At 45.5% G+C, this 12,931-nt stretch carries 10 protein-coding genes; 1 reads left to right on the plus strand and 9 read right to left on the minus strand.

Features of this window, described 5'->3' with window-relative positions; translation table 11 throughout:
- Positions 1-116: 116 nt before the first annotated feature.
- Both cspE and ACHUFZ_RS08700 read right to left on the minus strand, forming a co-directional pair.
- Positions 117-329, minus strand: a complete 213-nt coding sequence (cspE, locus tag ACHUFZ_RS08695; RefSeq protein ID WP_004412710.1) for a transcription antiterminator/RNA stability regulator CspE — start codon at positions 327-329, stop codon at positions 117-119.
- Positions 330-605: 276 nt separating this feature from the next.
- Complete coding sequence (locus tag ACHUFZ_RS08700; RefSeq protein WP_394126818.1) at positions 606-2,462, minus strand: ABC transporter ATP-binding protein; 1,857 nt, start codon at positions 2,460-2,462, stop codon at positions 606-608.
- Positions 2,463-2,773: 311 nt separating this feature from the next.
- Here ACHUFZ_RS08700 and ACHUFZ_RS08705 point away from each other — a divergent pair, with 311 nt between their 5' ends.
- Positions 2,774-3,751, plus strand: a complete 978-nt coding sequence (locus tag ACHUFZ_RS08705) for an arginine deiminase-related protein (protein ID WP_394126819.1) — start codon at positions 2,774-2,776, stop codon at positions 3,749-3,751.
- Between the two features lie 76 nt (positions 3,752-3,827).
- Here the strand turns inward: ACHUFZ_RS08705 and ACHUFZ_RS08710 are convergent, their stop codons facing one another.
- From ACHUFZ_RS08710 to ACHUFZ_RS08740, 7 genes are all read right to left on the minus strand, one after another.
- Entirely contained in the window at positions 3,828-5,987 is a 2,160-nt protein-coding gene (locus ACHUFZ_RS08710; RefSeq protein WP_394126820.1) for a TonB-dependent receptor, read from the minus strand.
- Positions 5,988-6,235: 248 nt separating this feature from the next.
- A complete protein-coding gene (locus ACHUFZ_RS08715; RefSeq protein WP_394126821.1) occupies positions 6,236-7,192 on the minus strand; it encodes a GntR family transcriptional regulator in 957 nt (318 codons plus the stop codon).
- Between the two features lie 145 nt (positions 7,193-7,337).
- The gene (fhuB, locus tag ACHUFZ_RS08720) at positions 7,338-9,335 is read right to left on the minus strand and encodes a Fe(3+)-hydroxamate ABC transporter permease FhuB (protein WP_394126822.1); all 1,998 of its coding nucleotides are present in this window, start codon (positions 9,333-9,335) and stop codon (positions 7,338-7,340) included.
- Complete coding sequence (locus ACHUFZ_RS08725; RefSeq protein WP_394126823.1) at positions 9,332-10,228, minus strand: ABC transporter substrate-binding protein; 897 nt, start codon at positions 10,226-10,228, stop codon at positions 9,332-9,334. The genes fhuB and ACHUFZ_RS08725 overlap by 4 nt, the downstream gene beginning before the upstream one ends.
- Positions 10,229-10,244: 16 nt before the next feature.
- Positions 10,245-11,012, minus strand: a complete 768-nt coding sequence (locus ACHUFZ_RS08730) for an ABC transporter ATP-binding protein (protein ID WP_394126824.1) — start codon at positions 11,010-11,012, stop codon at positions 10,245-10,247.
- Between the two features lie 103 nt (positions 11,013-11,115).
- Positions 11,116-11,847, minus strand: coding sequence for a siderophore ferric iron reductase (locus ACHUFZ_RS08735; RefSeq protein WP_394126825.1), 732 nt, complete (start codon positions 11,845-11,847; stop codon positions 11,116-11,118).
- Positions 11,848-11,988: 141 nt separating this feature from the next.
- A complete protein-coding gene (locus tag ACHUFZ_RS08740; protein ID WP_394126826.1) occupies positions 11,989-12,909 on the minus strand; it encodes a polyprenyl-phosphate transporter in 921 nt (306 codons plus the stop codon).
- Positions 12,910-12,931 lie beyond the last annotated feature (22 nt).

The raw sequence follows: 12,931 nt of genomic DNA on the forward strand, positions 1-12,931 counted from the left end.
GGGCTTTTTTTGTAGCAGGAAAACTGGTTACAGTGGTGAGCTATAAGCATAAAAAAACCAGCCACTAGGGCTGGTTTTTCGAAATCTTAGTAATTGACGCTTAGGTCAATCTAAAATTAAGCTGGTACTACGTTAGCAGCTTGTGGGCCTTTTTGACCTTGTTCAACTTCGAAAGAAACCTGTTGGCCTTCTTTCAGAGTTTTGAAACCGTCTGAAGTGATAGCACGGAAGTGAACGAATACGTCAGCACCGCCGTTTTCTGGAGTGATGAAACCGAAGCCTTTCTCTTCGTTAAACCATTTTACGATACCAGTAGTTTTGTTAGACATGATGTGTCCCTTATATAAAAAATTAAATTGTAGTGCGCTGAAAAATCGAACTATTTAATGTGTAAACAATGAAGCTAAGGGAAACACTGAGGATAACAACGGTAACGCAGAATTCTAAGGATTTACTTTTACTTGCAGTTTCACAAATAACTCTGTATTGCAGAGCGATCTAGATAGTACCTGATTACTGTGTGATGTAAAGATATATTTTGTATTTCCTTTCGCTAAAATAGTCAGGGAGGCCCTAACCCCCTAACTATTTTATAGACTCATGACCTAAGCGCTTTGTTTTTGGTCGTTTTGGTCTTCGCCAATGAAGCCTCCAGTCTGGTGCGCCCAAAGCTGAGCGTATATTCCGCCGCTTTGAACTAGCTCTTGGTGAGTACCTTGTTCAACCACTTCACCTTTATCCAGTACGATCAAACGATCCATTGCAGCAATCGTTGATAGTCGGTGAGCAATGGCGATAACAGTCTTGCCTTGCATCAGCTCGTTTAAGCTTTCTTGAATTGCCGCTTCGACTTCGGAATCGAGCGCGGACGTCGCTTCATCAAGGATCAGTAAAGGGGCGTCTTTAAGCAGTACGCGAGAAATCGCGATACGTTGGCGCTGACCACCTGACAGTTTAACGCCACGTTCGCCGACTTGAGCGTCGTAGCCAACGTTGCCAAATGGGTCATTCAACGTTTCGATAAACTCATGAGCATGGGCTTGCTTAGTCGCACGCAGCAAGTCTTCTTCAGAGGCATCAGGGTTGCCATACAAGATATTGTCGCGGATCGAGCGGTGCAGTAATGACGTATCTTGCGTCACCATACCAATCTTACTGCGTAGTGAATCTTGCGTAACATCAGAGATAACTTGGCCATCGATCTTAATCTTACCGCTCTCCACATCATGGAAACGTAGCAGTAAGTTAACCAGAGTCGATTTACCTGCGCCCGAACGCCCAACCAATCCCACTTTTTCGCCTGGTTTGATATTGAGGTTGAGGTTACTGATCACCCCTTTCTCTTTATCGCCATAGTGGAAGCTGACATTATCAAACTCAATGCCACCTTGTTGTACTACGATAGGCTTAGCGTTAGGTTTGTCTTGAATGTCGATGGGTTTCGATAGGGTTTTCATCCCGTCTACTACCGTACCCATATTTTCAAACAGAGCGCCAACTTCCCACATGATCCACATCGACATGCCGTTGATACGCAGGGCTAACGCGATAGCAATGGCGATTGCGCCAATACTGATCGAGCCATCCATCCATAAGAAAATAGACAGGGCACCAATTGAGAACACTAGAACGTAGTTGGTGATTTCCACCGCGACATCAAAACCAGTCACCAGGCGCATTTGGCGGTATACCGTATCTAAGAAACCATTCATGCCTTTTTCGGCATATTCAGTCTCACGTTTACTGTGCGAGAACAGTTTCACGGTGGCGATGTTGGTGTAGCTATCGACGATACGACCCGTCATGGTTGAGCGAGCATCCGCTTGCTCTGATGCGACGCTCTTTAATTTAGGTACAAAGTAAATCTGGATGGCGATATAACAGCATAGCCAAACCACCATTGGAATCATTAGGCGCCAGTCTGCTTGAGCTAACAGGACAACAATGGAAGTAAAGTAGACCGAGACGTAAACAAATACATCCATGCTCTTCATTACGGTTTCACGCACTGCCAGCGAGGTTTGCATCACTTTAGTCGCCACTCGACCGGCAAAGTCATCCTGGTAAAAGTTGAGGCTTTGCTTTAGCAGGTAGCGGTGTGCTAACCAACGAATAGACATTGGGTAGTTACCAAGCAAGGTTTGGTGAATTAATAGAGAGTAACCAATCACCAATATCGGCATCACAACGAGTAAAAGAGTACCGTAAAATAGGAGCTCGCTTTGATTTTCTTGCCAAAAGGTTTCTGGGTTGCTGGTCGATAGCCAATCAACTAGGTTACCCATCGCACCGAACAGAGACACCTCTACTATCGCGACAATCGTCGACATGATAGACATGATGATCAGCGGAACTTCAAAGCCCCGCGTGTAGTGGCGACAAAAAGCAAACACCCCTGATGGCGGCTGGGTTGGCTCTTGCTCGGGAAAAGGCTTGGTAAAGCCTTCAAATTTTTTAAACATAGTTATTTCCTAAACACACAAAAGACAGGATTTATGCCGTGCGGCATTGGTGTACGTCCATAAATAGGAAGGAAAACCAATGGTATAACGTTAATGTGTGAAATGTAACCAGTTTATTACTCCTGTCGATGCATAATATTCAGAGGCTTTTGCTTAAAAGTTATGGTGACAATAAAAAACGCTGTCATATTTGTTATTTTCACTTGATTTTACTGTTGATGTGAGTGTTTAGTAGGTTATTTCAGTAAATCTTGTTTTAACATTATGTCTACAATTAGCCCTATTGAGTGAGATTAATTGAGTTTGTCCTAATGTTGAAACAGCAAGCCCTACTACAAAAAAAACAATCAACAGTACAAAACGCTAACTGTGTGGTGATGGTGCCACCTAAAGAGTTTGCGTTTAACGCAGAAACTGCACAAGACAATGAATTTCAGCATCAAGTGACTGAGTCTACGAGCCAAGTTCGTCTTGCTGCGATGGAAGAATTCAAAGCAATGGTGGCTTCTTTGCGCCAAGCAGGCGTTCAAGTAGTTGAGTTTGATTACCCTCTAGGGGACGTAGAAACACCAGATGCAGTCTTCCCAAATAATTGGTTCAGTACGACAGCGAAAGGCGAGCTATTTACCTTTCCTATGGCATGTAAGAACCGCCAGCACGAAGTGAAAGTCGATGCATTGGCTGAAGCGCTGCAACAAGCCGGTCGTACGATTACCCTTCAAGACTCTTTGACTGACTATTTACAAGAAGACGCGCATTTAGAAAGTACTGGCGTGATGGTTAAAGATCACGTTAATAAAACTGTTTATGCCGCCTTGTCACAGCGCTGTGATCGTGAAGTGTTGGAAGATTACTCAAAACGAATTGGTTATGACCGAGTCGTCTCGTTCCAAACGGCGCTTCCTTCAGGCAAGCCGATTTATCACACCAATGTGATGATGGCGATTGGGGAAAGCTTCTGCGTGATTTGTGATGAAGTGATTCCAGAGTTCGAACGTCGCTTTGTGATCAAATCTCTGGCTAAAGATAAGCAAGTGATTTCAATTTCATTGGAACAGATGAATAACTTCTGTGGCAACATCCTTCAACTGGAAACCATCAATGGCGAGAAAGTGATTGCGATGTCGCAGTCTGCCTATGATGCTTTTTCTCCAGCGCAACGTGCACAGCTTTCAAGTCACGGTAAATTACTGCCATTCAATGTCCAAACGATTGAGAATATTGGTGGTGGCAGCGTACGTTGTATGTTGGGTGAGGTATTTTTGCCGAGCCGTCAGAAACAGCTTTAATCGATTTTAGATAGAATAAAACGCCCCTGTGACTGAATATAGAAAGTCACAGGGGCGTTTTTTATATGGGTAGAGATTAGAACTTAACTTGGTAGTTTAGCGTATAGGTGCGGCCACGACCTTTGTAGTCATACGCTTCAGGCGCATAGTGGCTTGAGTAAAGAATTTGTGCTCGCTGGCCCCAAATTGTGGTGTAGTCTTCGTTGAATAGGTTCTGGATACCAAAGCCTAGGCTACCTACAGGAAGCTGATAGCTACCCACTAGGTCAAATACTGTGTAGCCTTCCAGCTTATTGTCAGCTTCATCTTCATAATCAAACATGGTCTGGCTTTGCAGTTTTAGCGCCAAGTTGTCATCGTACCAACCGGCCCAAGCACTTGCCTTTGAAGTACTCGCTTCGCCAGCTGACAGATCTTCCCAGCCGTTGTCACCATCGAGTTCAGAAATCACGTAATGAGCAGATGCACCGATCTGTACGTTGTCATGCACCCAGTAAGCAGCAAGTGCTTCTAGGCCGTAAACTCGTTTCTTGTCCTCAACGTCTTCAATCAATAGTGTATTTTTGTTGTACTTCACACTCTTATCAGATTGAGAGTAGTAAGCCGCCGTTTGTAAGTTGAGCTCACCAGTATCTAAGCGATAACCTAGTTCAAAGCTGTTGGTTTTGATGCCAGAGAGCTTCGAATCAGAGACATTAATACTGTCGTTTAGCTGCCAATGATCGCCAACTAGGGTGTAGTCACCTTGACCGTAATATTTCGCAGGGTCAGCGAGATCAAAACCTTGGGAAAAGTTTGCCCACACCTGAGAGTTATTGTTGATGTGGAAAATGGTGCCAAGGTTGAACAAGCCCACACTGTAATCGGTTTCTCCTCCTGGAACGGCATCAGCGCTGCTGCCACTACCTTTAGCAATGTTCTTTTGCTGAGTGTAGCCGACAAAATCATCGATCTTATTGACCATGTACTGGTAGCGATAGCCCCCTTCGACGGTCCAACTATCGGTAATGGCATAGTCTGCTTGAATGAACCCCGCGACTGAGCCGACTTCAACACCTGGATAACGGCCAACTTGCGCATAAGTCTTGTTGATCAGATCGCCTGAGTTGTTGGCGATAGTCGGATCGTATAGGGCTTGATTACTTTCCAATGAATCTTGATAAGCGTCGATACCATAAACGAAATTGAAGCGGTTATAGCTTTTCGCTAGTGCTGCTTTAAGAGAGAGCACGTCGGTAATCTGCTGGCCTGAAGATTGGTAGTAAGGAGTGTAAGTTTGATCTTCCTTACGGTAGGCGGCTTCGGCGATAAGCTGGTGGCCTAAGAACGCTTCATCCACATACGATGCGCTCAGCATAATACGCTCAGTGCCATGCTCACGATCTGAGTTGAAGCCTTTTCTAACATCGATGAAGGTCCTGTCTTTTATATACAGACCATAAGGTGAGTCTTGCTGGCTGTCATAGTATTGCGCTAAGAAATTGATCTTCTTGGTGTCAGAGACATTTACACCGACAGTCGTTAAGAAGTCGACGGTCTGGTTAAACTGCAGAGAGCCTTGTGAGATATCTGGAACCACGATATCGCCATTGGCATCGAAGAAGCCTTGTGTTTCGGTATAAATTACTGACGCTCTTGCTTTTACTTTTTCGTTACCACCAGAAATTGCCTGACCCAGCTTATAGTCGAAATCCTCACTCGAATTGAAACCTGAAGAAGCGCCTACATAAGATTCAAACTCGAGTTCCTCGCTTTGTGCTTTCTTGGTAATGATGTTAATCACACCGCCAGATGCGCCTGCGCCGTAGATCGATGTTGCTCCAGAAAGTACTTCGATACGTTCGATATTAAACGGATCGATAGAGTCTAAGTGACGGCTGATTTGGCGAGAAGATTGCAGTGACACACCATCAATCATCACCAACATTTTTCGGCCACGTAGGTTTTGGCCATAGTTGGTTCGGCCGCCGGTACTGACATCTAAAGAAGGAATGGTTGCAGCAAGGATATCGCCGAGTGATTTACCACCGCGGTATTCTTGCTCGATCTGTTCCGAATCTATGTACCAAACAGTGCCTGGAATATCGCTGAGTGCTTTAGGAGTGCGGCTAGAAACCACGACCATTTTTTCTTGAGTTTCTGTGTATTCTTGAGCGTAGGTGATCGCTGGTGTGCTTGCTGCTGCAATGGCTAACGCGATAGAAGACAGTGGAAAAATTCCTTTTATAACGTTCATTTCTTTCTCTATGTTTTCTTAGGCCGCACAGTCGGTGTCGATGTGGTAGCCTTATTAATGATTATGATAATAATTATCAATTACAAATGATTGGGGCTATTATTGTGTTTTTGTTGCGAAAAAACAATATGGAAAGGTGATTTATTTTTGATACTTATATCGATAACCGTATGGTTTGGACGAATGGTGGTGATGTAAGGAAGAAAAGGGAAAAAAATAGCAGCTATCTAGAGCTGCTATTGGAATGACTATTGTGGCGAGTGGGTAAGACTTTGTATGATTTTGTCACGTTGGTCTTGAGAGATGTTCATGACGTCGTTGTATGTTCGAGTCATGACTCGAATATCATTTTCGAGCAGCAGAGTCAGCTTGTCCGCCGCAGTTTGATTTTTACCTCTGAGCAGCAATTCGATAATCTCTAGTCTGCGTTGGCAAGACTTCACCACTGATGATTGAATATGCATTGAAATAAGGTCTGTCGCTTTACGCAGTCGGTTATGTTGCTGCATGGTGCTGAGCAAAAATCGATTGCCGGAACAAGATGCAAGTAACTCATGAAAATTGGCACTCAGCGTAAATAGCTTGCTCGCTGAGACTGCATCTGGCGTATCAATGGCCAGAGTATGCTGATTTTGGCATAGGACAAACTGCTCGGTATCGAGCTTCCACGTGGGTTCAAGTAAGCCTGCTGGCTCGAAAATCAGTCGGCAACGATAGCTTTCTGCGTGTCGTTCAAGCGTATTTAAGACGCCGTCAACGTGCCATTTATAGCCAGGGCCATGGCGAAATATACCGTCCGTTTCTAATAGTCGAAGCACATTATGAATTTCTCCGCGGCTGGCATTGTAGCGCTGTTGCAGTTCGTTCTCAGAGAATGTGGTGTCAATCTGACCAAAAAAGAGATCGATCAAAATATGCAGGTAGAGCTGCTCTTGTCGACATTGCTCATCACCCTCAGGAGCGTCGATATCAATCTCTTGTGCATGAGTCTGCAAAACAAAACCTTTATAAGGAATCGCCTTGGTGATCCCGAGCGCAGACATATGTTTGAGCACTGCACGCATCGGTGTTCTTGAAACTTCAAAGTGTTGCGCTAGAGAAGATTCATTGAGGCTATCACCCGCTTGTGCGTTTTGCTCTTTCAGTCTTGATACGACTTTCACTAACAGACCTTGTTGAAGCCGAGTGATTGCTATCTTTTCCATGAATTGATCGCGATTGGTTGTTGTTAACGCCATGGTAAACACAAATGGGTAGAAATGTCACTTATTGTCTTTTGGTAGCAAAAGTACGATGTGAGGTTTAGTTAGGAAAGGGGTATAAGCCCTCGCAAATTGGAGGGCTCTAGAGCTAGCGTCTCATTAGATACAAGAAGTATCCACCGCCAATCAAAGAGGCGAGAAGGCCAGCCGGGAATTGCCACGGGAACCAAAGGGTTCTACCTATCCAATCCGCGATAACCATAATAATCGCGCCCAGTACCGCGGCAGTGAGCATTTGTGGTACTGCGCGATACTGATGCAGAGATCTCGCCATATGAGGGGCCAGTAAACCAATGAAACTGAGTGGGCCAATCACGATGGTGCATAAAGTGGTTAATGCCGCGACCAAAAGTAGCAGTACTAATCTTACGATCGTCGAGTTCATCCCTAGGCTGTTGGCTGTGACTTCTCCGATTCCAATCAGCTCAACCCAGCGATTGAGTGACAAAGCGATGGCTCCGGTGAGCGTGACGCCAACCGCAAGAATGAGAATATCTTGGCCTGCTACTAGGTAAGTTGAACCAGATAACCAGGTGAGCAAAGTTGTGGCATTGTCATGGCCTGAGCTCATCGCAATACGCAGTAAGGCATCGAGCCCGGCGCTAAGTGCAATACCGGTTAATAAGGTTTGGGTTGGCGCAAAGTTATGCTTTCTCCCCATCAACCAAACAAGAGCCGTAACGGATAGCGCGCCTACAGTTCCGATAAGCATTTGCTGTTCTCGGCCGACGGTAATACCCAAAACTGTCCCTAGCACCAGCGCTAAAGCAGCACCTGAACTGATCCCTAGCACTTCAGGGCTTGCCATCGGGTTGTTAGAAATACGCTGAATCAATGTACCAGCAAACGCAAGGCCGACACCTGCCAATAGTGCGACTAACACTCGTGGCGCGCGCAAATCAAAAATTGAGCGATTAACGTTTAGCTGCCAACCTTGCGGTGTTTTACCAACGGTCAGCGCAAATAAAGTGACTAGGATAAGGACAACAACCATTGCGGTGATAAGTTTGGCAGCATCAACATGGCGGTAATGTTCTACATGTTCAGAGCGTGCTTTTAGATCGGCCTGAAGCTTAGTTCGCTGTAGTAGCCAAAGTAAAAAGGGTGCGCCGATCAATGCCGTCATCGCTCCGGTTGGTAACAGCTCGCCGCCAACGCCAGAGAATGGTTGGATCAGCAGGTCAACGGTCAAAAGGATAAGGCTACCAATCAATCCACTAAGAAGGATTTGCTTCACTAAGGTTCGGGCGCCTAGCATTCTTGCGATAGCCGGAGCAACAATGCCGACAAATCCGATCAGCCCAACTTCGCTTACGACGGCCGCTGTAATGAAGATAGCGAGAGATAAACACAGTAGCTTTATTTGCTTGATGTTTACGCCTAATGAGGTCGCGACATTGTCACCAAATTGGAGTGCAGATAACGGGCGTTGTAACAGCAGTAATAATAGGGTTGGTAGAGTGACTAAGGGGATGAGCATCTGCGTACTCGTCCAGTCATTCTGGTTCAACATTCCGGCCCCCCAAACAAATATGTTGGTTAGCTGTTGTTCATGCAGCATCAAAAGCATGGTATTCAATGAGCCTAAGAACAGGCTGACGATCATGCCGGATAACACCATATGAAGGGGAGAGAAACCTCTGGTTGAACTTAACGCAAATACTAACCCCGTAGCTAAACACCCGCCAATGAATGCAGGAACAAAATTAGGTATAGCCATGTTGGCAGGGATAAGAAGGATCCCCAGTACCATGCCAAGCTCTGAACCCGCAGCGACACCTAGGGTGGTTGGTGAAGCGATTGGGTTGCGCAGTACAAACTGCATCACACAGCCCGCAACAGCGAGAGCGAATCCACAAATAATGGCGACAGATAACCTAGGAAGATAGGTTAAGTGGGTAATAAGGTGTTGATAGTTAGCAGGGTCATAGTGAAACAAGGTATCCCATATCAGCGGAATACCTTGTGTATAAGGAGCGGTGATCTCCAGTAAGCCGACAACACTCACAAGCGCGGCTGCGAATAGGGCAGCCGCTGTGAAGTGGATACGTTGCTGTGGAGGGTTATGTATTTTTAAGGTGTTCATTGATTTGTAATAAGCTGCTCAGTGATATGATCACTAAAACGTTGTGCTGCAATTAAGCCGCCAAATGTCCAAATTGCTGGCAGTTCATACACGGAATTGGTACGGGTAAACTCCATCGCTTGCCAAAGCGGTGAGCGAGTGAGTTTGTCGCGCTCAGGTTGAGTGAGCGGGCCGAAGATCATCACAGTCGCACTTTGGTGTTCAGCCAGTTTCTCTGTCCCAGCTGTGGTGAAGCCCCATAGGTTAGTCTCTTCTTGCCAGTCATTTTCTAGACCCATGGCATCGATAGTTGCTTGAGCCAGTGAGCCTTGGCTGTGGATTCGAAGGGTTTTGTCGTTAATAAAACGCGCGAATAGTAGCGCTTTATCCGACTTGCTTGATTGGCGAACTTTATCTGCGTTAATGGCGAAAACTTCATTTGTCTGAGCAATGACCTGCTCCGCTTGTTGCTCTTTATCGAATAACTGACCTAATGATTTCGTGATCGATTTTGCTGCGTTCAATGGCTGCTTTTTCTCACTATAAATACTGAATACTAGAACGGGCGCAATACGTTGTAGTTGTTCGTAGGCTGGCGCCATATGTTTACTGATTAAGATGACGTCTGGCTTAAGCTCCATAAGCAGTTCAAGGTTAGGTTCACGACGTGCGCCCAAATCAATTTCAGAACCACTTAGAGCAGGCTCAACGACCCATTGTTGATAGCCTTTAGTATCGGCAATACCCGTAAGCTCGACACCTAAACTCAGGACGGTTTCCGTTAGTGCCCAATCGAGAGCAACGACTTTCTTAGGTGTTGATTCAAAAGTGGTGACCCCCATCTCGTGGGTGATGTCCAACGCATAAACATTGAATGTCAGTAGTGCTGACAACATAAGTACGAATCTTTTCACAACGAATTCCTTGTAGTTAGGGGATGTAGCTAATGGGTTGACCTGTTTGAGGGTGTTGGAATAGAGCTAACTCCATTCCGTAGATTTTCATTAGAGTGTCCGGTGTCATCAGTTCAGCAGGTGAACCACTTGCGATGACTTGTCCTGAATGAAGCGCAATCAACTCATCGCTGAATTTAGCGGCCATGTTGACATCATGAAGCACCATAATGACGCTTAGGCCCATGGATTGGTTGAGCTCTCGGATCAGCGCCAGTAACTCGTGTTGGTGAGCAACATCGAGTGCAGAGGTAGGTTCATCAAGCAAAATACACTCACTTTGCTGAGCCAGTAGCATCGCGACCCAGGCCCTTTGGCGCTCACCACCAGAGAGAGTAGCGACAAATCGTTGTGAAAAGTTGTTCAATCCCACTTTATCGATCGCTTCATCGACAATCGCGTAATCTTCTTTGCTGTAGCGCCCAAATGCGCCTTTCCACGGATAGCGCCCAAAGCAGACCAATTCACGGACCGTCACGCCATCTGTTATAGGAGGATGTTGCGGCAGGTAAGCCACTCGGTGAGCGAACTCTAAGTTGGTATAGGAAGAAACCAGTTGGTCGTCGAACAGCACCTCGCCCTGAGAAGGCGAGTTTTGACGGCTTAACAGTTTGATTAAAGTCGATTTACCACAGCCATTGTGGCCAAGCAAAGTCGTTACCTTGCCGCGCGAAAAATCTAAACTGGTAGGGGAAAGGATGTTTTTACCGTCGATTTCGAACGACGCATCGACAAGTTGGAACATGATTTAACTTCAGAGCCGAGGATTGATAAATAAGCAGCGATGCTAGCATATTAAAATGCAAATGATAATACGTATCATAATTGATTGTTGTGTGAGCTAGAGATTAGCGCTTATTATTTGGATGACGAGGGCAGTCGCCACACAGTTTACGACCTTGGCATTTATAGACTAAACAGCAACTGGTTCTGATAAGCGTTAGCTGGTTATTTGAGTCATCATAAGTGAGCCTATCGATGAACTTTTCTGACAAATCACAAGCCCGCAGCCATAAACGCGCTTGGTCAAGTAAGTAGTGCTCTGGGAGTTCTGGCGCGTATTGGCTCAACTTGACTAAGCAACCGAGTATGCCGTCAGCAAATAAGTGGCGAGTAAAACCTGGGCGGATTCGCGTCCATTGACTCATTTCGGATCTGAAATAATCAAACAGTAGGTTGAGTTCATGGCCCGCTTTGGTGATGAGCTCTTGCTCGCTGCCTTGTTGATAGATTGTTGATTCGAATTGATAGCCACTAACAAAGCCGGGCTGTATGGATTGAGCCATGGTCGAGATATTAGGAAGCCCTCGGCATGAATAAATGGCAATAAAAGCGACATAAATAGGCTGCCAGCAGAGCAAGGTCCAAGTTCTGGTTAGCCAGTAAGGGGCGCCTGCTTCAGGGTGAAGTAGTTTTAGCTGTTCATAGAGGGATTGTATCTGTGCAGCGCTAGAGCAATCGATACGTACAACAGGGTGTTCAGGGCTTTCATTTGGCTGATGATTGATAGAGCCGATTAAATAAGGGGTAACTTGCTTTGAATGTTCGAACAAATGTTCAAAGAATGATTGGCCGCTCATCTTGGTATGCTTCTATGGTAAAAATCGCACACAAGAGTAATCTGATCTGAATTTTGTTGCAATTGATTCTTATTTCCATGTTCTCTTTGGCGATAAAAAAAGCGGCTTATTCAAAGCCGCTCGTAATGATATGCGCCATCTTTACAGATCGCGATTTTCAGCAAATTTCTCTAACCCAAGCACTAATGCAATCGCGCATAGCATCATAACAACGGCTATACCAAGTTGTGCTGGTTGAGAGCTGATCAGTTCAAAGTCAGTGGGCATTAGGTTGTGCTGGATTAATGGAACTTGCTCTCCGTGTGAGTTAGTTCTCCAACTGATGGTCTCTTTCCATGGCCAAATCTTAGGTAGCGTACCTATCATCAAACCAGTGAGGAATACCAGAGTTAGGTCTCTAAAACGTTTGAGTAACCAAGACAGAACGTGCGAGAAAGTCAGTAGACCGATAACGCAGCCAGACAGAAATAGCGCAAGAATTCCAATATCAAATGACTTTACTGCACCAAGTACCGGCGTATACATACCAATCAGCAATAGGATAAAGCTGCCTGAAATGCCAGGCAAGATCATCGCGCAAATGGCAATACCACCGGCTAGCAGCACATTAATGCTGGTGGGCTCTAATTGCAGTGGGTTAAGGACGGTGATGCTGTAGGCAAAGCCGACGCCTAACAGTAGGAAGACAAGACGATTTAGGCTTCTTTGTTCGATTTGCTTCAGCATATGGAAGACCGAAACCAATATTAAGCCAAAGAAGAATGACCACAATGGAATCGGGTGAGTCACCAAGAGCCACGAAATCAGCTTAGCAAGAGTCGCAATACTGGTAAGCACACCACCAAATAATGCGATAAGGAAGAAACCGTTGATATGTTGGAATGCTGCTTTAAAGCCATCACGTTTCCAGATACCTAGAACTGACGGGTTAATGCGTCGAATGCTTTCAAGCAGGGTGTCGTAAATACCAGTAATGAATGCGATGGTACCGCCTGACACGCCGGGTACCACGTCAGCAGCACCCATCGCCATGCCTTTTAGAAATGTTGTTAGGTAGTTCATTCTTGTTGATACGTAAATTAAA

The sequence above is a fragment of the Vibrio hepatarius genome (assembly GCF_043642085.1).
Classification (GTDB): domain Bacteria; phylum Pseudomonadota; class Gammaproteobacteria; order Enterobacterales; family Vibrionaceae; genus Vibrio; species Vibrio hepatarius_C.

What these genes read in the sequence shown, in the direction of transcription:
- cspE (WP_004412710.1), bottom strand. Translation starts at nt 329, where the DNA reads ATGTCTAACAAAACTACTGGTATCGTAAAATGGTTTAACGAAGAGAAA.
- ACHUFZ_RS08700 (WP_394126818.1), bottom strand. Translation starts at nt 2,462, where the DNA reads ATGTTTAAAAAATTTGAAGGCTTTACCAAGCCTTTTCCCGAGCAAGAG.
- ACHUFZ_RS08705 (WP_394126819.1), top strand. Translation starts at nt 2,774, where the DNA reads ATGTTGAAACAGCAAGCCCTACTACAAAAAAAACAATCAACAGTACAA.
- ACHUFZ_RS08710 (WP_394126820.1), bottom strand. Translation starts at nt 5,987, where the DNA reads ATGAACGTTATAAAAGGAATTTTTCCACTGTCTTCTATCGCGTTAGCC.
- ACHUFZ_RS08715 (WP_394126821.1), bottom strand. Translation starts at nt 7,192, where the DNA reads ATGGAAAAGATAGCAATCACTCGGCTTCAACAAGGTCTGTTAGTGAAA.
- fhuB (WP_394126822.1), bottom strand. Translation starts at nt 9,335, where the DNA reads ATGAACACCTTAAAAATACATAACCCTCCACAGCAACGTATCCACTTC.
- ACHUFZ_RS08730 (WP_394126824.1), bottom strand. Translation starts at nt 11,012, where the DNA reads ATGTTCCAACTTGTCGATGCGTCGTTCGAAATCGACGGTAAAAACATC.
- ACHUFZ_RS08735 (WP_394126825.1), bottom strand. Translation starts at nt 11,847, where the DNA reads ATGAGCGGCCAATCATTCTTTGAACATTTGTTCGAACATTCAAAGCAA.
- ACHUFZ_RS08740 (WP_394126826.1), bottom strand. Translation starts at nt 12,909, where the DNA reads ATGAACTACCTAACAACATTTCTAAAAGGCATGGCGATGGGTGCTGCT.